This window comes from Arthrobacter pascens (assembly GCF_017052465.1).
In the GTDB taxonomy this organism is placed as follows: Bacteria; Actinomycetota; Actinomycetes; order Actinomycetales; family Micrococcaceae; genus Arthrobacter; species Arthrobacter pascens.
This window is the reverse complement of sequence record NZ_JAFHKT010000136.1, coordinates 57,519-82,054: the sequence shown is the minus strand read 5'-3', so window position 1 is coordinate 82,054 and position 24,536 is coordinate 57,519. Positions and strand designations below refer to the sequence as shown.

The following is a 24,536-nucleotide window of genomic DNA, read 5'->3' as shown; positions in this document are numbered from 1 at the left end:
CCGCCGGGATGCGCGGGCCACCCCCGCCCGCCGCGGGTGACCAAGCGCACATTTCGTCCTGTTAACGCAGGGAAGCTTTCGCCACGGCCCGTGACTAGTGTTGAAGCAGTGACCGGCCGGTTCCCCGTCGGTCTGATGCGACCGTTTCAGTGAAAGGCCATACGAATGTCCTACCCAGTTGAACAGAACGATAAGTTTGCCGCCTACGCCCACCCCGAGCGGCTGGTTTCCACCGAGTGGCTCGCCGCGGCCATCGAAGGCGGTGCCGTCGGCAACGGAAAGCTCGTGGTCGTCGAGTCCGACGAAGATGTCCTGCTGTACGAGACCGGGCACATCCCCGGCGCGGTCAAGGTCGACTGGCACACGGACCTGAACGACGAAGTGGCCCGGGACTACGTCGACGGCCAGGCCTTCGCGGCCCTGGCGGCCGCAAAAGGCATCTCGCGTGACAGCACCGTCGTCATTTACGGCGACAAGTCGAACTGGTGGGCCGCCTACGCCCTGTGGGTCTTCACCCTCTTCGGCCACGAAGACGTCCGCCTGCTCGACGGCGGCCGCGACAAATGGATCGCCGAGGGCCGCGAGCTCACCACGGACGTCCCGTCCCCCGCCATCGGCGACTACCCCGTCGTCGAACGCAACGACGCGCCGATCCGCGCCTTCAAGGACGACGTCCTGGCCCACCTCGGCAAGCCGCTGATCGACGTCCGCTCCCCCGAGGAATACACCGGACAGCGCACCCACATGCCCGCCTACCCCGAGGAAGGCGCACTCCGGGGCGGTCACATCCCCACCGCAGCATCCATCCCCTGGGCGCGGGCGGCAGCCGAAGACGGCACGTACCGCAGCCGGCCGGAACTCGAGGCACTGTACCTCGGCGAAGCCGGGCTGACCGAAGGCGACGATGTGGTGGCCTACTGCCGCATCGGTGAGCGCTCCAGCCACACCTGGTTCGCCCTCAAATACCTCCTGGGTTTCGAGACCGTGCGGAACTACGACGGGTCCTGGACGGAATGGGGCAACGCCGTCCGCGTGCCGATCGTCAAGGGTGCCGAGCGCGGTTCGGTTCCCGCCGGCGCCCGGCAAACGGCGTAAGAAACGGGCCGGGCGGGGGCAAACTGCGTAAGCTTGAACTGATGAGTACTTATGCACTGCCCACCGCACTGGCGGAAATTGTCGATGACTTCCAGGCACTGAGCGAGCCGGAGAGGCTCCAGCTGCTGCTGGAGTTCTCCCGCGGCCTGCCCGAACTGCCGGAACGGCTCAAGGACCACCCGGAGCTGCTGGAGCAGGTTGTCGAGTGCCAGTCACCGCTGTTTCTCACCATTGAGACCGAGAAGAACGACGGCGGGTCATCCGCCTACCGGCTGTTCTTCAAAGCGCCTCCCGAAGCCCCCACAACGCGTGGGTTCGCGGGTGTGCTCCATGAGGGCCTGGACGGACTCACGGCAGAAGAAATCCTCGCCGTGCCCGATGACATGCCCGAGCTGCTCGGCCTGACCCGGGCCATCACGCCGTTGCGGATGCGCGGGATGACAGCGATGCTGGGGCGTATCAAGCGCAAGGTTGCCGCCTCCGCCAGGCTTCAAAACTAGCCGGTCCAGATTCGCGGATTCAGGTCCAGGATCACATGGCGCGGAAGAACACGTCACAGGCAACGCCTGCCACAGCCGCCCTGGCTGCGGCAGGCGTTCCCTTTACGTTGCACCCCTACAGCCACGACCCTTCTGCTGCAAGCTACGGGCTGGAAGCCGCCGAGGTTCTGGGGATTGATCCGGCACGGGTCTTCAAGACGCTCATGGTGGAAGTGGACGGCAGGCTCGCGGTGGGCATCGTTCCCGTGAGCGGAAACCTGGACCTCAAGGCCATGGCGGCGGCCTTGGGAAGCAAGAAGGCCGCCATGGCGGACCCGGGGGCCGCCGAGCGGCGGACCGGCTACGTCCTGGGCGGGATCTCTCCGCTGGGCCAGCGGCAGTCCTCCCCCACCGTGCTTGATGACAGCGCTCTGGCGCTGGCCAGTATCCTGGTCTCCGGCGGCCGGCGGGGACTCGACATCGAACTCGATCCCCAGGACCTGGTCCGCATCACGAAGGCCGTCACCGCTCCGATCGGCACAGTCGCGGCCAGGAACGGCAGCGGTCCGCGCTAATCTTGCGGGGCGTTGTCCGCTTCCGCGCCGGGATTTTCATCCGGATCATCATCACTGGAAGCCTGCCCCGGGTTACGCCGGGGCGCCAGCTGCTGCTGCAGCCAGGCCTTGACCAGGCTCTCCCACCGGACCGGATCCGCATTCCATTCCTTGGCATGCCGCGCCTTTTCGAACGCCTCGAAGGTGACCATTTCCGGATTCTTCTCCGCGAGCAGGGCGGACGGACCGTAGGGAACATATTCGTCGTCGACGCTGTGGACAATAAGTGTGGGGGTCCGGAGTTCCACGGCCCTGGACACCCAGTCCATGGACTTCAGGTCAACGGGCGCTGCCAGCCCGGTGAGCCGGCGCCCGAGGCGGTGGCCCATCATCAGCTGGCCGTAACGGCCGACGGCGGACGGAATCCTGTTGAGTTCGGCGTGGTGCGCCAGCACGTTGACCCAGTCGATGACGGGAGCGTCCAGGACCATGGCGCGGATGACATGCCGGTGCTTCGAGAGATCCGCGGTCTGCAGGCAGATGGCTCCGCCCATGGACCAGCCCAACAGCACGACTTCCTTGGCGCCGCGGGCCAGTGCGAAGGCGATCGCGGCGTCGACGTCCCGCCATTCGGTGGATCCCAGGCCGTACCTTCCGTCTGGTGCAGAAGGCGCGAGCCCGTCGTTGCGGTAGGAAACGAGAAGGCTGGGCAGTCCCAGTTCGTGTACAGCCCTGGCCGCCCGCAGGCTTTCCTGCCGTGTTGCACCGCGGCCATGGACCATGACGGCCCAGACGTCGGCGGCTGGATCGGCGGGGATGAGCCACGCGGGGGCCGTACCGCCCTCAACCTCAATGGCCACCTCCTCGGAGGCAAGCCCGACGGCGGAGGGATCAGGATAGGCCGCGCCGCCCCACCAGCCCCGGCGGGCGGTTTTCAGGTTGCCCTGATAGACGGCCTCCACCTCGCGCAGGACGGTGCGCTCGGACGGCGAATAGGACAGGATCCGGCCGATGCGGGCGTGGCCGTTGCCGCCGTCGAAAAAGAGGCTGTAGACGCCGTCCTGGATGGTCTCGGGCGTCGCCGCAAGGATGACCTGCTGTCCCCTGCCGTCCCTGATCACCGCCAGCACTTCCTGGTCGGCCACCCGTGCCCGGGCGGGAGTGAGCACGCGCCGGGCAAAGTACAGCGCGAGGGCTGACGATCCGGCGCCCAGGAGGGCCGCCGCGGCACTGCCCGCGATAATTCCGCCAAGTGTCCACTTGGCACGCAGGCTCATCGAGGTGTCCTGCTGGCCTGTGCTGTTCAGGAGGTCCGGAGCCTGGTGCTCGGGGGCACCGGGAACCAGGTGGCGCAGCAGCTCTGTGCCGGGCCGGAAGGAGGAGTCCATTGCACCATTCTTACCGGAGTCGGCTTCCAAGGCACATCCGGCCACAAAAGCATGCAGCCGCGGTTCCGCCGGGCTAGGCTGATGGCATGAGCGATCCAATCGTCATTCTCACAGAAGAGCCGCTGGGTGCGGACGACCGCGTCAACATCGAACGCCTGGTGAACGGAGGTGACATGCCCCTGGTCGTGCTGGTCCCTGCCAACACGGAGCGGCATCTGATCGTGGACTTCCTCGAGAACCTCTCGATGCTTGACATCGCCAAGGCCTTCCGGGAGCTGACCTCCCATGCGCCGGACCCGGAGAAGCAACGCGCCGCGGCGTCCGAGACCCTGTCCGTCTCCCTGCGCGCGCTCGAGGGCATCGGCGGCGGAGTTTCGGGCGAGATGGTGGATGGCGAGGCCGTCAACGGCCTCGTGGCCAAGGTGAAGGAGCTCGGCGCCGTGCAGGCCGTCGTCGTCACCCGCCCGCACGCCGTGGCTGACACCTTCCACACGGACTGGGCCAACAAGGCACAGGACCGCCTGGGCCTTCCCGTGCTGCACCTGTATGCAGGCTCGGGATTTATCGGGGACTCCTGAGCGTTGATGAGGCTATGAGCACTCCAGAAAAAGCTGAGAATACGGTAGGCCCGGTCGTCCGGAGCGAAGACGAGTGGCGCCGGGAACTTACACCCGAGGAATACCATGTGCTCCGGCAGGCGGGCACGGAGCGCCCTTATACGGGCGAGTACTGGGACACCCACACAGCAGGCGTCTATCAGTGCAGGGCGTGCGGTGCCGAACTCTTCACGAGCCAGGAGAAGTTCGATTCGCACTGCGGCTGGCCGTCCTTCTGGGCCCCCTTGGCGGAAGGCACAGTCCGCTATATCCACGACCGCACCCTCGGCATGGAACGTATCGAAGTGCGCTGCTCCGCTTGCGATTCCCACTTGGGACACGTCTTTGAAGGTGAAGGCTATGGGACGCCCACGGACCAGCGGTACTGCATCAATTCAGTCTCCCTGCGGCTGGTCCCGGCGGAGAGCACGGAGGACGGCCAGGCTGCCGGTTCCTGAGGCTGTGCACCGCTATATCTGGGCTGCCCGAAGCGGCCTCCGAGCCTCACAGTTTCTTACGCTAAGGCCTAAAATGGATTAGCACATCTGGTTGCTTGTTAGGCTCGGCGTAGAAGCTCAGGCAACCAGAAAGGCGACGCCGAACATGACGATTACCGTGACCACCGCCCCCACCAGGATCTCCGCGGACAACCCCGAATGGCAGCGTCTCAAGACCGCCGCCACGGCACTGCGCGGCCTTCAAATCCAGGACGGTTCCGTACCGGAAACTGCGCACCACGGTGCTGCGGTCAGCCATGTTCTTGCCATCGTCGAGGCCGTGGAAGCCCTGGCACCGTGCTTCCCGCACGATGCCCGCTACCTCGAGCTCGTGTGCGTCGACTTCATGCGCTGGATGGACGCCGGGTTCGGTGTCCCGGACTTCCTGGACTCGCTGCTGGCCTTCCGGCCCCAGGAGCACCGCGAAAACGGACTCCAGCACCTCGTCGTCTTTCCCATGTACACGCAGAACGGCAGCACGAGCCGGCTGGTTGAAGCTGTGCTGATCGAAGTGATCTGGCCTGAATTCATCGCCGGGCTCGAAGCGGGAGACTACTCCAACAAGCTGTTTGTCCCCATCCGCTTCGTTGATTTCACGCCGGGCTACGACACCAACTCCGCCGTGCTGTTCCCGGAAACCGTGTCCGTCCGCGAAACGCCCAAGTTCACGTGGGGCGCCATCTTCGCGGACCGCGAGGCCGCCCGTTTCCGTCGGGTCCTCGGGGCTGCGGCGGAGATCACGTCCCTCGAGCTGCCTGCCGGGGCGGCCGCGCTCCTGGAGGACCAGGAACTCACGGAGGAAACCTTCGTGATGTGGGACCTGATCCACGACCGGACCCACATGCGCGGCGACCTGCCCTTTGATCCCTTCATGATCAAACAGCGCATGCCGTACTTCCTGTACTCACTCGAGGAACTTCGCTGCGACCTGACCGCTTTCCGGGAGTCCGTGCGGATAGAAAAAGACGAAGCGTTCGATCCGGAGGCCCGCCGGCAGGCGAAGCTGGTCCAGTACGCCGTCATCTTCGACCGGATTTTCCGGTTCGCCATCACCGGCAGCCGGATCCGGAACTACGACGGGCTGGGGGGCCAGCTGCTCTTTGCCTGGCTGCACCAGCACCGGGTGCTGCACTGGACCGACAGCCGCCTCAGCTTCGACTGGGACAACGTTGCCGGAGCGGTCATGGAACTCGGTGCCCGCATCGAAGAGCTGTACTGGCGCTCGATCGACAGGCCGAAGACCGCGCACTGGCTCGCGGCCTACGAGCTCGTGGCGGGCACGCTCACGCCGAACCCGGCCTCGGTATGGGCCAAGGGTCCCGGCGCCCTCCCGCTCGACGGAGCCCCGCGCGGGCTCACCGACCAGGTGCTGGACGACGAATTCCCGCTGTCCATGTTCTACGAGGCACTGGAAAAGAAGATGCGTCCCGTGATCGAGTCGACGGCCGGCATCACCGGCGCACAGGATCCGTCCCGCCCCGGGCCGACGGCAAAGGCGATGACGGCTTGATGACGGAGCGCCCCCTCACAGTGCTGGTCGCCGGCGGCAGCGCGCCATCGGGCATCGCCGTGGCGCGCGCCCTGGCCCAGGCCGGCGTGACCGTCTACACCGTCGGATCGGACAGCACAAGGATTGCGGCCGCTGCGGAAGCCGCCGGCAGCGGGGTCACGCCGCTCACCTGCGACCTCGCCTCCCTGCCCGCAGTCCGGGAACTCCACAGAGAGCTCACCAGGACAGCGGGCATGATCGACGGCGTCATCCACCTCGTGGGCGGCTGGCGGGGCGCCCGGGACATCACCGACCAGAGCGACGAAGACTGGGACTTCCTTGAAAGCAGTTCCGTGACGACGCTCCGGAACATCACCCGGGTGTTCTACGGCGACCTCGTGGCGTCCGAAACGGGCCGGTTCGCGATGGTCTCATCGACGTTCGTCACCGCACCTTCAGCGGCGGCCGCCAGCTACGCGGCAGTCAAGGCGGCGGCCGAGGCCTGGACCATGGCCATGGCGGAAGGGTTCCGCCGGGACCAGCTCCAGGGCGCAAAGCAAGGGCAGGGTGAACCTGAACTGCCGGGCCAACCTGAACTGCACGGTGAACCTGAGCTGCACAGCGCCGCCGTCGTCCTTGTTGTAAAGGCGCTGGTGGACCCCGCCATGCGCAGCCGCCAGCCCGAACGAAGGTTCCCCGGCTACACGGACGTCGACGACCTGGCCGCCGCCGTCGTCGGGCTGTTCGAAAAGCCCGCCGCCCAACTGAACGGGCAGCGGATCCTGCTGACCCGGTGACCGCGGGCGGGCCCCGCGGTAACTCCCTAGACTGAAAGCGTGACCAAAGCAATGACGACCACAGTTGAAACGGCCGCCAGCGGCACCATGTCCCGGCTGCATGACGCCTCCGTCCGGGGCTTCGCCTCGGACAATTATTCGGGCGTGCACCCCGAGGTGCTGGCCGCACTGGCGGCCGCCAATGAAGGACACCAGGTGTCCTATGGCGAGGACGACTACACCGCCCGGCTGCAGCAAATCATGGAACAGCACTTCGGGGAAGGCATCGAGTGCTTTCCGGTCTTCAACGGCACCGGCGCCAACGTGCTGTCACTGCAGTCCCTGCTCCCCCGCTGGGGCGCCGTCGTCTGCGCGTCAACAGCCCACATCAACATGGACGAAAACGGCGCTCCGGAGCGGATCGGCGGCATCAAGCTGCTGCAAGTGCCGACACCGGACGGCAAACTGACCCCGGAACTCATCGACCGCGAGGCCTGGGGCTGGGGTGACGAGCACCGCGCCCAGCCGCTTGCCGTCTCCATCACCCAGACCACGGAACTGGGCACGTGCTACACCCCGGAAGAGGTGCGCGCGATCGCCACGCACGTCCATAGCAAGGGCATGAAGCTGCACATGGATGGAGCACGGCTGGCCAATGCCGCGGCGCACCTTGGCGTTCCCCTGCGGGCTTTCACGCGCGATGCCGGCGTGGACATCCTCTCCTTCGGCGGGACCAAGAACGGGCTCCTGTTTGGCGAGCTGGTGGTGGCGCTCAATCCGGAAGCCGCCCACGGCCTCCTCTTCCTGCGGAAAATGAACATGCAGCTGGCCTCCAAGATGCGCTTCATGTCCGCCCAGTTCATCGCGCTTCTGGAGGGTGACCTGTGGCTGCGGTCGGCCAGCCATGCGAACGCCATGGCGGCCCGGCTGCGCGCCGGCGTCGAGTCCGTTCCCGGCGTCGAACTGAGCCAGAAGACCGAATCCAACGGCGTCTTCGCCATCCTGCCCGAAGGCGTGGCGGACAAGCTGCGAAAATCCTTCCGCTTCTACGACTGGAACGAAGCTGCCCGCGAGGTCCGCTGGATGTGCTCCTTCGACACGACCGAGGAGGACGTGGACGCGTTCGTCGGGGCCATCCGGAACGAACTGGCCGGGAACGGGAACGCGGCGCACACCGCGGAGTAGGAGACTCAGAATGCCCTGCGGCGGCCTAGCACACCCCGATTCACCGGGCCTGCGGCGAGCCTGCGTACCTTGGCGGACTCCATTGCGTACCCTGCGATTGTGAACGCACTTGCCCAGGTTCCCGCGGAGTTTCTGTACGCCTTGGGGACACTCCGGAAAGCACGCTGCCGCAGTGAGTTGCGCCTCGACGAGATCCCGGCGCCTTCGCGGCTGGCGCCGTTCGCCGTTGCGCTCGGCGCGGAGGTCATCGGGGCCAGCAGCCGCGGCAGCCAGTCTGACGCAGTGCACGGCCCGGCAGCCGTGGCCTTGGCCCGCTCGGCTGCCAGCAACGGCTCCGACTCCGACGACGATGAACTCGCCACCGGGCGGTTCATCCTGCTGCACGACCCTGACGGCTCGGCGGTCTGGGATGGAGAATTCCGCATCGTAACCTATATCCGGGCCCAGCTTGAGCCGGAGATGGGCAACGACGAAATGCTCGGTTCCGTGGCGTGGACCTGGCTCGTCGAAGCCCTCGAGACGCACCAGGCGCCGTACAGGGCCGCGGGCGGAACGGCCACGCGCGTCCTTTCGGAAAGCTTCGGCACACTGTCAGACAGGCCAGAGTCGATAGACATCGAACTCCGCGCTTCCTGGACCCCGGCAAGTGCCGACGTCCAGGCGCACCTGGAGGCCTGGTCCGACATGGTGTGCACTTTCGCGGGCCTGCCGCCGCTCCCCGATGGCGTGTCCGCATTGCCCCGCAGGCGCCGGAACTAGTGCCCTCCGGCGCCAGGGACTCCGCCCGGCGGCGCACTGCCGGTAAACTAGGGCCATCATGACCCCTGAAAATCTGGAAAACACCACAGCTGGCGCTCCGGCTGCTGAAACCACACCCCACATCTCGGTGGAGGGCTTTGACAGCCGCGTCCCCGTTGTCATCGATCTCGACTCACCCCGCGACGGCGTGCCGCTGGTCATCGAGACCCAGTCGGGACTGGAGCGCTGTGCGGCCGCCATAGCGGCCGGCACCGGTCCCGCCGGAGTTGACGCTGAGCGGGCCTCGGGCTTCCGGTACGGCCAGCGGGCTTTCCTGGTCCAGATCCGCCGCGAGGGCTCGGGCACCTGGCTCATCGATCCCGAGCCCTTTGACAACCTGAGCATCATCAACGACGCACTTCATGGCGTCGAATGGATCCTGCACGCTGCCAGCCAGGACCTCCCCTGCCTTTCCGAGCTTGGCATGTGGCCGGACAAACTGTTCGACACCGAGCTCGCCGCCCGCCTGGCCGGGCTTCCCCGCGTAGGACTTGCCGCTGTCATCGAACAGCTGCTGGGCTTCGGCCTGGCAAAGGAACACTCGGCGGCCGACTGGTCCACCCGCCCGTTGCCGGAACCCTGGCTCCGCTACGCCGCCCTCGACGTCGAAGTCCTGACGGAGCTCCGCGAGGAACTCATTGAACTGCTCGAAGCGGACGGCAAACTTGAGTTCGCTGAGCAGGAATTCGCTGCCATCCTCGCGGCCGGGTTGGCGCCGCCAAGGATTGACCCCTGGCGCAAAACCTCCGGGCTGCATCAGATCCGGGACCGGCGCCAGCTCGCCGCAGTCCGCGAGATGTGGCTTGAGCGCGACGCCCTCGCCCAGAAGCGGGACGTGGCACCAGGCCGGCTCATTCCCGATTCGTCCCTCGTGGCGGCCGCCAAGGCCATGCCTGCAACCGTGCCGCAGCTGCTGGGCACCAAGGGCTTCCACGGCCGGGCAGCCCAGCGCGAGGCCCCCCGCTGGCTCCGCTGCATCGCCGCCGCGCGGGCCCTGGAGGACCTTCCGCCCCTGCACCTTCCCACAAACGCCCCGCCGCCGCCCAGGGTCTGGGCAGACCGCGACCCCGCTGCCGCGGAACGGCTCACCACCGCCCGTCCGCTTCTGCAGAAGAAGGCCGACGAGCTGCATCTGCCGCTGGAGAACCTCTTGACGCCTGACTACCTGCGCCGGGTCGCCTGGCGCCCCCCGGCGGAAATTAGTGAAGCGTCCGTGGCTGAAGAACTGCGCGGCCTGGGAGCCAGGCCGTGGCAGGTGGGGATCGTGGCACCGCTGATCACCGAGGCGTTCCTGAATCCGCTGCCGCTTCCGCCGAAGGAATCCAGGGAGCAAAACACCTAGGCCACGCTCCTTGCACGCTAAGTTACTGGCGAGTAACATTGGGCTCACTGACGCTCGGATTTCTTGGACCCCTGGGCAGGATCCGGCACCAACGTCTCAATGAGGAGCAGCACGTGAGCCAACACCGAAGCAGCGGAAACCAGCGCGTTGTCCGCGACGTCGTCTTCGTGGACGGCGTGCGCACACCGTTCGGCCGGGCCGGCGACAAAGGCATTTACGCCGGCATGCGCGCAGACGACCTGGTGGTTAAATGCATCCGCGAACTGATGCGCCGCAACCCGGGGCTGCCCGCCGGTCGCGTCGACGAGGTGGCAGTAGCGGCCACCACCCAGACCGGCGACCAGGGCCTCACCATCGGCCGGACTGCCGCCTTGCTGGCGGGACTCCCCCGCACAGTCCCCGGCTTTGCCATCGACCGCATGTGCGCAGGCGCCATGACCGCAGTGACCACCACCGCCGGCGGCATCGCCTTCGGCGCCTACGACGTCGTTATCGCCGGCGGCGTGGAACATATGGGCAACCACCCGATGGGCGCCGGCGCCGACCCCAACCCGCGCTTCATGTCCGAGCGGCTCGTGGACCCTGCGGCCCTCAACATGGGCAACACGGCCGAGAACCTGCACGACCGCTTTCCGGCCATCACCAAGGACCGCACGGACGCGTACGCAGTTGCCTCGCAGGACAAGCTGCAGGCGGCCTACGGCGCAGGAATGATCCAGCCGGACCTGGTCCCCGTGGCCACCATGAAGCCCGGCGAAGGCTGGACCGTCAACACCGTGGACGAGCCGCCGCGCCCGGGCACAACGCTGGAAGACCTTGCCGCACTGCGGACGCCCTTCCGTCCCCACGGCCGCGTCACGGCTGGCAATGCCGCCGGACTGAACGACGGCGCCACCGCGGCGCTGTTGGCATCCTCCGACGCCGCCGCGGAACTGGGACTGGGCGTCAAGATGCGGCTGGTCAGTTATGCCTACGCGGGCGTTGAACCGGAAGTCATGGGCATCGGACCTGTTCCGTCCACCGAAAAGGCCCTGGCAAAGGCCGGCCTGGACATCGGGGACATTGGCCTGTTCGAAATCAACGAAGCGTTCGCTGTCCAGGTGCTGAGCTTCCTCGACCATTTCGGGATCTCCGACGACGACCCCCGCGTCAACCGCTACGGCGGCGCCATTGCGGTGGGCCATCCCCTCGCATCCTCGGGCGTCCGGCTCATGAACCAGCTGGCCCGGCAGTTCGAGGAAGATCCCTCCGTCCGCTTCGGCATCACGGCCATGTGTGTCGGCCTCGGCATGGGAGCCACTGTCATCTGGGAAAACCCCCACCATGCCGACTACAGCGGCACCGCCATCGAAACCGCAGGAGCCCTCGCATGAGCGCCGCAGAATTCAACAAGCTTGCCGACCTGTTCCCCGACGAGACCGTCACCCACTCGTACGTCCAGGACATCGGACTGCCGGGCACCCTGGGCGGGTCCGGCGGCGGCACATTCGCGCTCATCACGCTCGACAACGGCCTGGACCATTCCAAGCCCACCACGCTGGGCCCCAACACGCTCGTTGAACTCGGTACGGTGCTTGAAGGACTGCGGGACCGGGCAGCAAAGGGCGAGATCGTGGGCGTCGGCGTCACGGGCAAGCCCCACTTCCTCGTGGCCGGCGCGGACCTGTCCGCCGTGAAGTCGCTCGACAGCCGCGAGCATGGCTTGTGGATGGCGCAGCTGGGGCACGAGGTCTACGCCACGCTCGCCAATCTCGGCGTTCCCAGCTTCGCCTTCATCAACGGCGTGGCCCTCGGCGGCGGGCTGGAAATCGCCCTGCAGTCCACCTACCGCACGGTGTCCTCCGGCGCTGGCGCGCTGGCCCTCCCCGAGGCCTTCATCGGGCTGGTCCCGGGCTGGGGCGGTGTCTATCTGCTGCCCCGGCTCATCGGCCCCGAAAACGCCGTCAGGGTCATGATCGAGAACCCGCTCAGCAACAACCGCACGCTGTCCGGGCCAGAGGCCTACAGCCTGGGCATCGCCGACGCCATGTTCGAACCTGCCGACTTCGTCGAACAATCCCTGGCATGGGCCGCCAAAGTCATCTCAGGTGACGTCGCCCCGGAGCGGCCGAACGCCGTCGACCCTTCCGCCCCTGAAGTGGCCGCCCGCTGGGCGGATGCCGTCGCCGCCGGACGCGCCTTCGTGGAGTCCAAGACGTCGAATGCGTCGCCTGCACCGGCCAAGGTCCTGGACATCATGGAGGCCAACCGGACCATGTCACAGAGGGAATCGGCGGCCCTGGAATGCGAAACCCTGGCCGGCCTCATGCAGACGGACGAATTCCGCTCAACGGTGTACGCCTTCCTGGACCTCGTGCAGAAACGGTCCAAGCGCCCGGCCGGGGCACCGGACCGGAAGCTCGCCCGCCCGGTGACGAAGGTCGGCGTCGTCGGTGCCGGACTGATGGCCAGCCAGCTGGCCCTGCTGTTCGCGCGCCAGCTCAAGGTCCCCGTGGTCATGACCGACATCGACCAGGCCAGGGTGGACAAGGGCGTGGGCTACGTGCACGCCGAAGCCGACAAGCTGCTCGGCAAGAAACGGATCAGCCAGGACGCGGCGAACCGGATCAAGGCGCTTGTCACGGGATCCGTTTCCAAGGAACAGTTTGCGGACGCCGACTTTGTCATCGAGGCCGTGTTCGAGGAACTGAACGTCAAGAAGCAGGTGTTCGCGGAGCTGGAGGCCGTGGTCTCCCCCGACTGCATCCTCGCCACCAACACGTCGTCGCTGTCCGTGACGGCCATGGCTGAGGGCCTGAAGAACCCTGAACGACTGGTGGGCTTCCACTTCTTCAATCCGGTGGCCGTCATGCCGTTGCTGGAAGTTGTCCGCGCGCCCAGGACCGACGACGCGGTGCTGGCCACCGCCCTGGAGCTCGCTAAGGGACTGAAGAAGACCGCCGTCCTGGTCAAGGACGCCCCGGCCTTCGTGGTCAACCGCATCCTCCTGCGGCTTATGGGCGAGGTCACCGCCGCCTTCGACGAAGGCACGCCGGCGGACGTCGCGGACAACGCCCTGCGGCCGATGGGCCTGCCCATGACACCGTTCGCCCTGGGCGCGATGGTGGGACTGCCCGTGGCACAGCATGTGCAGGAGTCACTCCATGCCGCTTTTGGCGACCGGTTTAGGGTTTCGCAGAACCTGCAGAAGCTGATCGACAACGGCGTGAAATCGCTCTGGGCCCCTACCGCCGACGGCGGGCAGGAGATTCCCCCGTCCACACTGGCGCTGATGTCGTTCGGGACGTCCCCGTCGACCGGGGAGGAAGTCCTGCGCCGGACGCAGGATGCCCTTGCCGGGGAAATCGGCCTGATGCTGGACGAGGGCGTGGTGGCCGGGCCCGAGGACATCGACCTCTGCATGATCCTGGGCGCGGGCTGGCCCATGTTCCTGGGCGGCATCACGCCGTACCTGGACCGGGTGGGCGCATCAGAGCGGGTAAACGGCAGGCGTTTCCTTCCCGCGGGTGTGGCCTCCCGGCCGTAGCTTCCACCGGGCCGCACCACCCGGACGGCGCCGGTCCCGTCACTCGTAGCGTGACGGGACCGCGCCGCCCATCAGCGCTGTCACGGTTCCGGCAAGGTCCGTAAGGGTGTCCAACCCATCGGTAGCGGCCCTTAGGCGTACGTCAGGCTAACCAGCAGCGCTTTGAGTTGGGCGTATTGGTCGGTTGCCATCCAGGCTCTGGCTGCGCCCCTGTTCGGGAACCCGGGGTCGTTGAAAAGAACACGGGTGCTCAGGCCGCCATTGCCTGTTGACACGAGACTGCACCATGATGGGACCCTCTCGCCTTGTTCCAGGGACCGGGGATCGCTCAGCCCCATGAAGTAGGCATCGCCGTCGCCATAGGATTCCACGGCGAACCCGAAAACGGGCTCCGTGCCGTCCGGTGCAGTCATGCCCGGAACCGCCACTTGATCGAACACTCGACGCGACACGGGACCGCCGGCACAACCGGCGGTGAAGCCATTGCCCAACGAGAGCAGGTCGTTGCCGGCACCGTCCGCGACGATCGCTTCAACGCCGGGAACGCCGGCGGGTGGGAGTACGGTTCGCACCGTCCACGTTGCCGGATAGGCGAAGGAGATGTGCCCATCCGGGAATGTGAAGGTCTTCAGCGCCCGAGCTGCGGGCTTCGCCGATGTTGCGGACACCACCAATGCTGGCAGCGCAGTGGTGGCGCGTGCCACCGTCGCTGCCATGGAAACCGGTGCAAAAGCTGGCATCCGCGTGGATTCGGCTGTGTCGCTGATGGTCATGTTCGGGACACTGGCGGCAGGACCGGCCCCTGTCTGTGGCGCACATCCGGCAAGGACGAGGCTGACGGCAAAACCCGCCATTGTGACGGCCGTGCAATATCCTGCGCGATTGGCATTCATTTGTGTATCTCCCCCAAATCTTCTTGACGGCGGGCTGAACGTCCCGCTCGATAGCTAAGTTTCCGGGACACGGCCAGGAGTTACAGTCAGAGCAAAGAATTCTTCATACCCGCGCCGGAGCCGGCTTCAACTTCTGGGGCTAAATGATGGATACGTCGCCACTCGTCAAGCTCCGCCGAAGGCAACCGGCAATACGCTCCGCATCTGCTTTTTCGCCGTTTCGCGAAGTTTGATGGTCAGGTGCGTGGACGGCAATCTCACTCCAATCTCCGCATGGCGTGATGGATCAGGGTATGGAGATCCGTCCCCACGCCGAAGCCGATGCCCAGGCGACTCTGAGCGTGTTCCTGGCAGCGGTGACGGAAACTGCTTCGGCGCACTACTCAGCGGAGCAGATCGCCGCTTGGGCACGGCCAGATGAACGCGACATCAACCAATGGAACTCCGCAAGGAAGTTGCTCAATACCTTCGTAGCCACCATCGGGGACGAGGTCGCCGGCTTCTCCGACGTCGGAGACGATGGCTACATCGAGACGACGCTCCCGCTCTGGAACTGGTAGCAGAACTACCTGTACGAACGCCGCGTCCAGTTCCTGCCAAGTGGATATGGTCGGTGACATGGATGAGCCCCTGAGCAAGGGAACGGTGAAGACCTGGCACCGCGAAGAAGGGTGGGGGTCGATCACAATCGAGGGCGTGGCAGCAGAGTGCTTCGCCCATTTTTCTTGCGTCGTTCCGAGGGCGAATGAGTTTCTTGAACTTGTTCCAGGCGAGCACGTGATGCTCACTTGGCACGAGGCGCAGCAGGACGAATTCTCCCTCGTTGCCGACCGCGTCGAGCGCTACTAGCGAACCTATAGCGGAACAAAGGCGGCCGGCGCACCTGCAAGACTTCGTGCACCTAGGCATCGATCTGCGCAGCGCCTTTTGACTTGACAAAGTATGCGCATCACATTAATAAGCGTGCGATTAAGATCCGGATTAAGGAGCGGACGGTAACTAATCAGAACCAGTGAGACCTCTTAGTAAAGTTGCTGGATTAAGAAGCATTGTATTTTGCCAATCGTCTGCTACGATCACGATATCTGGAACAAATTGGGGGGATTTGAATGTTCGAGATCGATGGTTTGTCGGCCAGCACTTGGTGCGCTCTCTTGAATTCGGCCGGTTCTGCTGCACGCGACCAGAGCACCGCTTAATCATTGCAAGTTATAGATAAGTAGTCCTCCCTTGTCCAAAGTAAGCAGAACAAAGAAAGGCTTGACATGAAAGTTGGACGAAAAATCGCGCTTTCGCTGGCCACAGCTGGCGTTGCGGCCGGGCTGGCTCTTGGCGGAGGCGCGGTGGCCAACGCCACCATCGTCTACCCGTCGCAGGGCGGAACCTGGGATTACGGAGTGGACTACTGGGTCATGAATACCTGGTCGAACTATCACCACCCTTCGCGAGTGCACCACAGCACAGCGTGCAGCGCATCTGCTTGCACTCAGTCCGGATGGGTGCCGGCGGGGTATTGGTCAAAGGCCGGTCGTCAGGCGACCTGGGGCGGCAACACTGCTTACTACAACGTCTCCTAGCCACAGGCGAAGCTTCTAAACGATAGGCAATCGTTCTGTGCCGGCATTTCTCCGTCGGCACAGAACGACCGCTTTGCAAAATGAAATGCCAGAACGGAACGTGGACCTTTGGGATTTAGAGCGTTGAAGACCAGTGTCGGGACTGGCATCTTGATCTTCGCAATTGTTGCGTATGCGTTCGTGAGCGCAGCTATTGCTTTCGCATACCAGGAAACAGCGGACAATCAGTTTCCGGTCGGAACCAATACCGTTTTCCGAGTAAATGAAATAGCAGCTAATGCGTCGAAAGCTTCAGTCATCGACGCTATTCAGACGCTCGCCGTGGATCATAAACAGAATATCTACAAGATCTCGCCTGATCCCGCACGCGTCGACAGCGGCCGCATCCTCTTCGCCTTCGTGGGTGACGAATCGGCCTTCATCGGGGACTCGGAGACGTGGAAGTATCCGTCTTTCAGCAAGTCCTTCTCGACGGTTCTCCTCCCCCACTCCGAAATCACGACTCAAGATATGCGTGGGCTGTACGCCTCCGACGTCGATGTTGCGACTTTCGCGCCACTGCTCAAAGACCTCCAAAAGGCTGGCATCGGGGCATCCCTTGAACGAGTGCCGAACTCGATGATCTTCGGCAATGTTTTGTTCGGTGAGACGTCCTCAGGGCCGGTGCTGATCGCTACCCTGGTGGCGTTGTTGCTGGCATCGGCCTTCTACGCGAGCCGTCGCTACGCGGTGTGCTCGATCAGGTACATCCACGGCTGGAACCGGCTGACTGCCATATTGGATGAGTACTTTACGACGGCGAAACTCTACATGTCGGTCATCCTGGCCTGTGGCGCTGCCCTGCTTACGGGCCTCTACTTCTACAACCAGCTGACCCAGGGCGCCGAGTATTTCTACACCGTAGGGCTTCTGCTGCTCGGTGGCGTAGTTGCAATCCTTGTTGGCCAAACAGCCACCTTTCTTATCATGGCTCGCTGGCCCACGTCCGAAATCATCAAGGGCAGAAAGCCACTCCTCTATTTGACTGTGGTCTCCGTAGCAGCCCAGGTAATGACGCTTGCCGTCTGTTATCCAACGATCTCGGCCGGTGTCCAAACGGCTGCTTCCATCACGCGTGACGCCCGGTTCGATGCCCAATGGCTTGAAGCGCAGGGCTTCGTTACGGTGAGATTTTCCGGAACAAATACGCCTGAAGATCTTCAAGCGATCACGTCCCGATTTGGTGAGGTTGCACGAACCGAGGAACAAAATGACAGATTGGTTGTTGCCAAGCCTGCGAGTCTTTCCTCTGAAGGACCTGCAGGTCATGGACCGTACACGGGAAACAGCCTCGTTGTGAACAACCGCTTCCTGCGCGAGCAGCACGTCGAGTCCAGCCAAGGTGGACGGATCGAGCACCTTCCAGAGACCTCTGGACGGATTTATCTGTTGATTCCCCAGCAACTAAAGGGGCAGATTCCGGCCATCGTTGGCGAGTATACGGACTGGGCCGAATTCCAACGTTCCTTGGAGGGAACCAAGGAAGAATCCCGGGCGCCACAGATATCAGTCATCGAAACGGCGCCGGGCCAGGAAATTTTCAATTACGGATCGAATTTCTCCCAGACTCAGATTTCGCAGGTAGATCCCGTGATAGCTGTGGTCCCGGCGAGTTCCGGCATCCTCTCCAACGACTTTTACCTTTCAGCCGCTTCAAGTGGTGCCATATTGTTCAGGGATACATCGATCCTGCAAAAAGCACTGGCTGGTGCGGCGATTGAAAGGCACGTAACATCCATCGATTCTGTGAGCGACAGGGCCATGGCAGAACGCAACGACAGGCTGCTCAAGGCCAGGATCCTTGCGGTGAGCCTTCTGCTGTTCGTAACAATGCTTCTGATCGTAGGTGTGGTTTTGACCCGGGTCTACTTCGAAAGAAATCGTCAAAGGTTGTTCATTGAGGCAGTCCACGGCAAGAGATTTGCATCCATGCACGCCGAATACTTCCTCCTTACAGGGCTCATTGCGGGTGGCGTGCTCGCTGCTGAGATTCTCCTACGCGCCGTGACGTCGCTGCCAAGCTTTTACATGTGCCTTTGCGCCATTGCATTGTTCATGCTGGCAACTGTCGCACTCACCGGACGACAGCAGAAGGCGCTCTACGAACGCTTTGCCCGCTGAGCCTCAGATCACCAACGGCAAAAGAACCGCCCATGCACCATATGGAGATGAGATGAATTTCAAGCCAGAAAGCGCACCACCGATTGTTGAGGCAACGGAGATTGCGAAGAACTTCAAGGAACGGAACCTCTGGTCGGGGTTGACATTTGGCGTCCGCAGCGGCGAGATGATGGCGGTCCGAGGCCAAAGCGGCTCGGGCAAGACCACACTGCTTAACTGCGTGGGTGCCCTCGAATCCATTGACAGCGGAGACCTCATCGTTGCCGGCACCAACCTGGGACATATGAAGGGCGGCCAGCGCCGGAGGTTCTTCCGTGAATCCGTCGGATTTCTTTTTCAGAACTACGCGCTGATTGAGTCCTGGACCGTGGACAGAAACCTTCAGGTGCCCTTGGAGCACTCTCACCAGAACAAGGAGACAAAGCGCAGGAAAATGCTCCAGGTGCTCGATCGAGTGGGTTTGGGCGACATCCTGGGCAAAGCCGTCTATTCGCTAAGCGGTGGCGAACAACAAAGGGTTGCCCTTGCGCGCCTACTGCTGAAGGACGCGCAGGTCATTCTCGCCGACGAACCGACCTCGGCTTTAGACGACCACAACGCAGGCCTGCTGATCGAGCTCCTGCTCGAAAAGTGCGAAACGGGGGCCGCGGTCATGATCTCGACGCACGACCCCCGTCTCCTTGTCGCCTGTCATACTGAGCTGCGCCTTACCGACAGCAGCCTCGAAGATACAACCGCACGCCCGGTTCACGCGTTGTAAAGCAGCGCACGGTTTGCAAGATCAAGACTCGCCGCCGGCCGGTCAGACGTCGAAAGCAGACCGGAACGCAGCGAGGGCGATGTCCCCTGCTTCCACGCCTTGGCCGCCGGAGGCACCGGCTTCCAGGCCAATGACGCCCGAATACCCGGCATCCTTCAGCGCCAAGGCGACTGCACGGTAGTTGATCTCCCCTGTGCCGGGTTCGAACCGGCCGGGAACGTCCGCCACCTGCACCTCTCCGATCCAGGGCAGGGCAGCCCGCACGAGTTCGATCAGATTCCCCTCCCCGATCTGGGCGTGATAGAGGTCAAGCATCATCTTCACGTTCGGATGGTCCACGGCCGAGACGAGCGCCAGGGTGTCCTTGGCGCGCGCCAGCGGTATGCCCGGATGGTCCAGGACGGTGTTCAGGTTCTCCAAGGCAAACGTCACACCATGCTTCCCGCCCAACTCACCGAGGCGCTCAAGCGTGCGCAGTCCGGTCAGCCACATCTCGCCCGTGGAGCGGTGAAGCGGCCGGACCGCCCTGCCTCCCTCTCCCAGCTCGGCCGGGTGAACCACCATCCGCTCAGCGCCGAGTTCCACGGCCGTCGGGATGAGCTTCTCGGCGGAGGCCAGCACCTCATGGGCGCCATCCGGATCTATGAGGCTGCCGCCGAAGTAGCCGCTCATCGAGGAGAACCGGGCACCGGTGGCGGCAAGTGCACCGATATCGCGGCCGCGGGTATCCCAGAGCTCCACCTCGAAGCCCTGCCCATGGATCCGGTGAACCCGTTCAGCCAGGGGAAGTTCGCCGTAAACCATCTCGGCGCAGACAGCCAGCCGGAAGCTCATACGGCGTCCCCCACAAAGTGCAGTTCCGGCTCGGCTGCCCGCAGCTCCGCAACCGATGACACCTCGACAGGCTGCCCGGTCTCGGCCGACCGGGCCGCGGCCAGGGCAAGCGCCAGGGCATTCCGGGCATCTGCCCATCCCGGGCCTGCCTTGGCTGGCGCATTGGCCCCGTCGCGGCGGGCTTTCACCGCTTCGGCGAAGTCAGCTACTTCCGACGTGTAGGCATCGTGGAAGAGGTCCACATTCAGACGGACCGTGGCGGAACCGGTGCCGGCCGCGGTGTAGCTCGTTGCACTGGTGGCCTGTGGGCCGCCGGCCGTCACCATGCCGGCGGAGCCGAACACTTCACCGCGCACGTCGTAGCCGTAGAGTGCGTTGAAGTTCGCTTCCGCCACCGCAATCGCCCCGTTGCTGTAGGTCACGGTGACGACGGCCGTGTCCAGCAGCCCTCTGTCTTTGGCCTCGGGAGCCACCAGGGCGTCTGCCACGGCGTGCACGCGGACGGGAACGGCGCCGGGGTTCAGCCAGTTCAGCGTGTCGAAGTCATGGATCAGGGTCTCCAGGAAGATCGTTCCGGGCGGGATGCGCTCCGGATTGGCTATGCCGGCTGACGTGCCCGGATCGCGCGTCAGTGACCGCAGGAGCTGTGGGGTTCCCACGGCGCCGTCGTCAATCAGCTTCCGTGCCGCGGCAAAGTCCGTGGCGTAGCGCCGGTTGAAGCCAAACTGAACGATGATCCCGGCGGCCTCCGCTGCCTCCATCGCCGCGTCCAGTTCTCCGATGGTGCGCCCGCCCGGCTTTTCGCAGAACACGTCCTTCCCGGCCCGGGCCGCGGCCGCGATCAGGGTCGAGTGGAACCGTGCCGGGGCCGCGATCAATACGGCATCCACGTCCGGATCATTGAACACATCGGCGGAATCGCCGCTGATTTTGGCAACTCCAAGCCTGCCGGCAAGCGCTTCCACGGCGGGCAGCGAGGGATCTGCAATGGCTTCCAGTCGGGCGCCAGGAACTCGCTGGGCCACAGACTCGGCGTGGAAACTTCCAATCCAGCCTGCACCAAGGAGGGCGATGCGGGCCGGCCGGTCTGCGCTGACCGGATGCTGAAGGTAACTCATGGATACTCCCGGGGTTGATGCGGAATTGGTGTCAGTGGGTGTCTAGATCGTTCTAGTGAAACTATGTTTGCATGGCACCGCAGCGCTGTCTAGATCGTTCTATAGAATGATTTGGACAGTAGGAGGAAGATGGCGGAACAGCAGCGGCGCCCGACGCTCATGGACGTTGCCCGGGCAGCCGGTGTCTCGCGGGCACTGGTGTCCATCGTCATGCGCGGTGCGCCGGGTGCCGCGGAATCAACGCGGCAAAAGGTCCTGGAGGCGGCACGGGAACTCGGCTACCGGCCCGACAGCCGGGCACGCCTGCTGCGCAGTAGCCGCACCAGGCTCCTGGGCCTGAGTTTCTTCAGCGCCCATCCCTTTCATGCCGAAATCGTGGACGCCGCCTATGCTGAGGCCACGGCGCGCGGGTATGAAATCGCGCTGAGCGCGGTCGCCCACGGCCGCCCCGAGACCCGCGCCATTGAGTCCCTGCTCGACGTCGGCTCGGAGGCACTCATCATGATTTCCCCGACACTCAGCAGCCAGGAGCTGGAGCGATATGCCCGCCAGGTGCCCGTGGTGAGCCTCCTCCGGAACGACGTGGGCGACCTGGTGGACTCCGTCAGCAGCGACGACCATGCCGGTATCCGCATTGCGGTGGACCATCTGGCCGGCCTCGGCCACCGGAGCATCGTCCATGTCGACGGCGGCACCGCCGTTTCCGCCGACCAGCGCCGGGCCGCCTTCCGCACTGAGATGGAGCGGCACGGCCTGGAGGCCAAGATCATCCCGGGCGGACCCACCGAAGAGGACGGCCTAACGGCCTCCCGGTCCCTGCGCGCGGATCTCCCGTCAGCCGTCGTCGCCTTCAACGACAGGTCTGCCCTCGGCTTGATCGAAGGCTTTCGTGCCGACGGGCTGAAAATACCCGACGACGTCTCCGTGCTCGGATACGACGACAGCCAGTTTGCCCGGCTCAGCTACATGCAGCTGTCCTCCATCAGCCAGGACGCGCCGTTGCTCGCTGCAACAGCGGTCAAGCAGGCTGTGGACCGCGTCGAAGGAGCGAAGGAGCCCGCCCACGTCGTCAGAACGCCGCATCTCGTTGTCCGCAAAACCACGGCCCCTCCCCGGACCACCTAGCAGCCCACCAAGGCTCCGTCCTTAAGCTCCACCGTCCTATGGGCGTGCGCCCGCGCGAAGGCCAGGTCATGGGTCACCAGGACGACGGCGGCGCCGCGGCCGGCTGCCGCTGTGATAGCAGCGGTCAGCCGGTCCAGGCCATGGGCGTCCAGCGCGACCGTGGGTTCATCCAGGGCAAGCACTGCCGGCTCGCGGGCCAGGACAGTGGCCAGCGCCAGCAGGCGCTGGCCTGAACCGGACAGTTCGTGCGGATGGACGCCGCCCGACGCGTCGAGCCCCACCTCGGCCAGCGCCGCAGCGGCCTTCGCCGATGCGTGCTGCCCGAACAGCCGCTCCAGCCCGAAGATCACCTCCCGCTGCACTGTCCGTTCGAACAATTGGTCGTGGGGATGCTGGAACAGCAGGCCGAGCCGCTCGGCGACGACGCCCGTCGGAACGCCCGCGATCCCCTTGCCGGCCACCCGGACATTGCCGCGCAGCGGCCTGAGCAGACCATTGAACAGTCGCAGCAGGGTCGATTTGCCGGCGCCGTTCGGACCGGTCACCGCCACAATTTCGCCGGGGCGCACGTCCAGGTTGATGTTCTTCAGCAGGAGCGGAGAGCCGGGATCGTTGGCATCGAAGCCGAACGACACGCCTTCCAGCTGCAGGGCAGGCGGTAAGCCCGGGGCAGGGGCCGGGCCGGACGCAGCAGCCGGCGCGGCCGCCGCGACCGGCCGGGAGCCAGCCCCGGCTGCGGGCAGGACAGGCGGCCCACCCACAACAACGCCGGAACTGGCCAGCGAGCCGCCGGCCAGCAGCCGGTCCGGAGGCCCGGCCGCCGTGGCCGCACCGTCTTCCAGGACCAGCCAGTGCGTGGCCTGCCGCGTGAGCCCATCGGCGTGCTGGCTTAAGACCACCACGGCCGCACCTCGGCCCCGCACGTCCCTGACGAGCTCCATCACGGTCCGCTCCCCTGCAGGGTCCAGGGACGCCAGCGGTTCGTCGAGGATCAGGACGCCCGGCCCCGTAACTATGGCACAGCCGATGGCGAGGCGCCGCAGCTCTCCCCCGGAGAGCGTTGCCGGGTCACGTTCCAGGAGCGCGGTAAGGCCGGTCCGGCGGGCGGTCTCAGCCACGATCCTGGTCATCTCGGACCGCGCCGTGCCGCGGTTCTCGAGCCCGAAGGCCAACTCCTCCTCCACCGTGCCGCGGACCGCAGAAAGCATGGCCGCAGCATCCTGCGGCACGTACCCCACGTGGTCTGCCCAGGCAGCGGAGTCAATCCGGGGGTCATCGCCTGTACCCGAAAACACCAGCGGGCAGCCCTCGCCCTGGCGCCCTCCGGCCGCCAGCTGCAGAGTCCCCCTGAGCACGCCATCGCGCCCTCCCGCCAGCCAGGCGGCGAGCAGTCGTCCCAGCGTCGACTTGCCGCTCCCGGAACCCCCAAGCACCGCAGTCAGCGATCCCGGGGTGATCTCGATCTCAACCCCCCGCAGCGCAGGCCCGGAGCCGCCGTGGAAAGTGAACCCTTCGATGGCCGCGCACAGAGTTGTCCGGGCTGCGTTCTGTCCACTCGTGTTCCGTCCGCTCATCTCCTGCCTGCTCATGCAGGGCCTCCGCCGGACGCGGATGCCACGATCCGGAGGACCACCGCTGCCCCGGCGAGCAGGAGGATAGCCCATCGGAAAAACCGCTGGGCAGCTGAATCGTGAACCTCACGGTAACTGGTCCTGGGGCCGGCGCGCCGGAAGCCCCTAGCGTCAAGCGCCTGCGCGCGGGTTCCGGCATCGTGGACCAGGCCCAGCACCAGCGGCACCATTTGCAGCCGCACTGCCTTCAGGCGGCTTCCCAGCCCCTTCTCCACCACGAGCCCGCGCGATTCCTGGGCCTGGCGCACCGTATGGAGGCGTACGGCAATGATGGGAGCCAGCATCAGGGTCGAGGCCAGGACGTAGCCGAACTGTGGCGGCAGACGGAGGGTGGCCAGCGCCGCCACCAGGTCCGGCACCCTGACGCTGAAAGAGAACAGCATCAGCACGAGGACGAAGGCGGAGGTGCGCAGCCCCATGTCGAACGCAAAGCCAATGCCCTCGGCGGTAACCCTGGCCGGACCCCACCCCGCGAGCACGGTGCGGCCCTCGGGGTAAAAGAGGCCATGCATCACCAGCAGTGAGAGCCAGAACGGCGCCAGGATGGCGCCGCCGGCGAGCAGGACGCGGCGCGCGCGGCCGAGGGCCGCCGCCAGCGCCACAGCACCGGAAGCAACCGTGAGGGACACCGCCCAACTGGATGCCGCCGTCGTCATGACCAGGACGGCGGCGGCCGCGGCCAGCAGGGTGAGTGGATTGAGCCGCGGGACCAC

24 protein-coding genes are annotated in these 24,536 nt (G+C 65.1%); 18 read left to right on the top strand and 6 right to left on the bottom strand.

The window, feature by feature from the left end; translation table 11 throughout:
• Window positions 1-165: 165 nt before the first annotated feature.
• Genes JYA52_RS10970 through ybaK form a run of 3 tightly spaced genes read left to right on the top strand, consistent with a single transcriptional unit; the run spans window position 166 to window position 2,149 of the window.
• Window positions 166-1,095, top strand: coding sequence for a sulfurtransferase (locus JYA52_RS10970; RefSeq protein WP_205653217.1), 930 nt, complete (start codon window positions 166-168; stop codon window positions 1,093-1,095).
• A 41-nt stretch (window positions 1,096-1,136) separates the two neighbouring features.
• The gene (locus tag JYA52_RS10965; protein ID WP_205653216.1) at window positions 1,137-1,595 is read left to right on the top strand and encodes a SufE family protein; all 459 of its coding nucleotides are present in this window, start codon (window positions 1,137-1,139) and stop codon (window positions 1,593-1,595) included.
• A gap of 35 nt (window positions 1,596-1,630) precedes the next feature.
• Complete coding sequence (gene ybaK / locus JYA52_RS10960) at window positions 1,631-2,149, top strand: Cys-tRNA(Pro) deacylase (protein WP_205653215.1); 519 nt, start codon at window positions 1,631-1,633, stop codon at window positions 2,147-2,149.
• Here ybaK and JYA52_RS10955 read toward each other — a convergent pair.
• Entirely contained in the window at window positions 2,146-3,405 is a 1,260-nt protein-coding gene (locus JYA52_RS10955; RefSeq protein ID WP_205653271.1) for an alpha/beta hydrolase family protein, read from the bottom strand. The genes ybaK and JYA52_RS10955 overlap by 4 nt on opposite strands.
• Window positions 3,406-3,602: 197 nt before the next feature.
• Between JYA52_RS10955 and JYA52_RS10950 the strand changes: the two genes are divergently transcribed.
• The 9 genes from JYA52_RS10950 to JYA52_RS10910 all read left to right on the top strand — a co-directional run bounded on the left by JYA52_RS10950 (window position 3,603) and on the right by JYA52_RS10910 (window position 13,725).
• Complete coding sequence (locus JYA52_RS10950; RefSeq protein ID WP_205653214.1) at window positions 3,603-4,094, top strand: hypothetical protein; 492 nt, start codon at window positions 3,603-3,605, stop codon at window positions 4,092-4,094.
• Between the two features lie 14 nt (window positions 4,095-4,108).
• Window positions 4,109-4,570 (top strand): peptide-methionine (R)-S-oxide reductase MsrB, encoded by a 462-nt coding sequence (gene msrB, locus JYA52_RS10945; protein WP_205653213.1) that lies wholly within the window; start codon window positions 4,109-4,111, stop codon window positions 4,568-4,570.
• A 145-nt stretch (window positions 4,571-4,715) separates the two neighbouring features.
• A complete protein-coding gene (locus JYA52_RS10940; RefSeq protein WP_205653212.1) occupies window positions 4,716-6,119 on the top strand; it encodes a DUF6421 family protein in 1,404 nt (467 codons plus the stop codon).
• Complete coding sequence (locus JYA52_RS10935) at window positions 6,119-6,895, top strand: SDR family NAD(P)-dependent oxidoreductase (protein WP_205653211.1); 777 nt, start codon at window positions 6,119-6,121, stop codon at window positions 6,893-6,895. Before JYA52_RS10940 ends, JYA52_RS10935 begins: the two co-directional genes overlap by 1 nt.
• Window positions 6,896-6,946: 51 nt before the next feature.
• Window positions 6,947-8,059 carry a threonine aldolase family protein gene (locus tag JYA52_RS10930; protein ID WP_205653270.1) on the top strand — a complete coding sequence of 371 codons (1,113 nt, stop codon included), beginning with the start codon at window positions 6,947-6,949 and terminating at the stop codon, window positions 8,057-8,059.
• 96 nt (window positions 8,060-8,155) lie between these two features.
• Window positions 8,156-8,818 (top strand): DUF3000 domain-containing protein, encoded by a 663-nt coding sequence (locus tag JYA52_RS10925; RefSeq protein WP_205653269.1) that lies wholly within the window; start codon window positions 8,156-8,158, stop codon window positions 8,816-8,818.
• Between the two features lie 58 nt (window positions 8,819-8,876).
• Window positions 8,877-10,199: an HRDC domain-containing protein gene (locus tag JYA52_RS10920; protein ID WP_205653210.1), complete on the top strand. Its 1,323-nt coding sequence runs from the start codon at window positions 8,877-8,879 to the stop codon at window positions 10,197-10,199.
• 113 nt (window positions 10,200-10,312) lie between these two features.
• A complete protein-coding gene (locus JYA52_RS10915) occupies window positions 10,313-11,572 on the top strand; it encodes a thiolase family protein (RefSeq protein WP_205653209.1) in 1,260 nt (419 codons plus the stop codon).
• Window positions 11,569-13,725, top strand: a complete 2,157-nt coding sequence (locus JYA52_RS10910; RefSeq protein WP_205653208.1) for a 3-hydroxyacyl-CoA dehydrogenase NAD-binding domain-containing protein — start codon at window positions 11,569-11,571, stop codon at window positions 13,723-13,725. Before JYA52_RS10915 ends, JYA52_RS10910 begins: the two co-directional genes overlap by 4 nt.
• 131 nt (window positions 13,726-13,856) lie before the next feature.
• Here JYA52_RS10910 and JYA52_RS10905 read toward each other — a convergent pair whose 3' ends face one another.
• Window positions 13,857-14,498: a hypothetical protein gene (locus JYA52_RS10905; protein WP_205653207.1), complete on the bottom strand. Its 642-nt coding sequence runs from the start codon at window positions 14,496-14,498 to the stop codon at window positions 13,857-13,859.
• Window positions 14,499-14,911: 413 nt separating this feature from the next.
• On the opposite strand from JYA52_RS10905, the gene JYA52_RS10900 reads away from it, so the two are divergent.
• The 5 genes from JYA52_RS10900 to JYA52_RS10880 all read left to right on the top strand — a co-directional run bounded on the left by JYA52_RS10900 (window position 14,912) and on the right by JYA52_RS10880 (window position 19,115).
• The gene (locus JYA52_RS10900; RefSeq protein ID WP_205653206.1) at window positions 14,912-15,178 is read left to right on the top strand and encodes a GNAT family protein; all 267 of its coding nucleotides are present in this window, start codon (window positions 14,912-14,914) and stop codon (window positions 15,176-15,178) included.
• 58 nt (window positions 15,179-15,236) lie between these two features.
• Window positions 15,237-15,467, top strand: coding sequence for a cold-shock protein (locus JYA52_RS10895; protein ID WP_205653205.1), 231 nt, complete (start codon window positions 15,237-15,239; stop codon window positions 15,465-15,467).
• A gap of 416 nt (window positions 15,468-15,883) precedes the next feature.
• On the top strand, window positions 15,884-16,195 hold the full coding sequence (locus JYA52_RS10890; protein WP_205653204.1) for a lactococcin 972 family bacteriocin: 312 nt from the start codon (window positions 15,884-15,886) through the stop codon (window positions 16,193-16,195).
• Window positions 16,196-16,345: 150 nt separating this feature from the next.
• Window positions 16,346-18,355 carry a DUF1430 domain-containing protein gene (locus tag JYA52_RS10885; RefSeq protein ID WP_205653203.1) on the top strand — a complete coding sequence of 670 codons (2,010 nt, stop codon included), beginning with the start codon at window positions 16,346-16,348 and terminating at the stop codon, window positions 18,353-18,355.
• A gap of 52 nt (window positions 18,356-18,407) precedes the next feature.
• Window positions 18,408-19,115 (top strand): ATP-binding cassette domain-containing protein, encoded by a 708-nt coding sequence (locus JYA52_RS10880; RefSeq protein WP_205653202.1) that lies wholly within the window; start codon window positions 18,408-18,410, stop codon window positions 19,113-19,115.
• 42 nt (window positions 19,116-19,157) lie between these two features.
• Here JYA52_RS10880 and JYA52_RS10875 read toward each other — a convergent pair whose 3' ends face one another.
• Both JYA52_RS10875 and JYA52_RS10870 read right to left on the bottom strand, forming a co-directional pair.
• Window positions 19,158-19,949 carry a TIM barrel protein gene (locus JYA52_RS10875; RefSeq protein ID WP_205653201.1) on the bottom strand — a complete coding sequence of 264 codons (792 nt, stop codon included), beginning with the start codon at window positions 19,947-19,949 and terminating at the stop codon, window positions 19,158-19,160.
• The gene (locus JYA52_RS10870; protein ID WP_205653200.1) at window positions 19,946-21,067 is read right to left on the bottom strand and encodes a Gfo/Idh/MocA family oxidoreductase; all 1,122 of its coding nucleotides are present in this window, start codon (window positions 21,065-21,067) and stop codon (window positions 19,946-19,948) included. The genes JYA52_RS10875 and JYA52_RS10870 overlap by 4 nt, the downstream gene beginning before the upstream one ends.
• Window positions 21,068-21,196: 129 nt before the next feature.
• Here JYA52_RS10870 and JYA52_RS10865 point away from each other — a divergent pair, with 129 nt between their 5' ends.
• Window positions 21,197-22,192, top strand: a complete 996-nt coding sequence (locus JYA52_RS10865; RefSeq protein ID WP_205653199.1) for a LacI family DNA-binding transcriptional regulator — start codon at window positions 21,197-21,199, stop codon at window positions 22,190-22,192.
• Here the strand turns inward: JYA52_RS10865 and JYA52_RS10860 are convergent.
• Together JYA52_RS10860 and JYA52_RS10855 are read right to left on the bottom strand one after the other, a co-directional pair.
• The gene (locus JYA52_RS10860; RefSeq protein ID WP_240460205.1) at window positions 22,189-23,781 is read right to left on the bottom strand and encodes an ABC transporter ATP-binding protein; all 1,593 of its coding nucleotides are present in this window, start codon (window positions 23,779-23,781) and stop codon (window positions 22,189-22,191) included. The genes JYA52_RS10865 and JYA52_RS10860 overlap by 4 nt on opposite strands.
• Window positions 23,778-24,536 carry an energy-coupling factor transporter transmembrane component T family protein gene (locus tag JYA52_RS10855; RefSeq protein WP_205653198.1) on the bottom strand — a complete coding sequence of 253 codons (759 nt, stop codon included), beginning with the start codon at window positions 24,534-24,536 and terminating at the stop codon, window positions 23,778-23,780. Before JYA52_RS10855 ends, JYA52_RS10860 begins: the two co-directional genes overlap by 4 nt.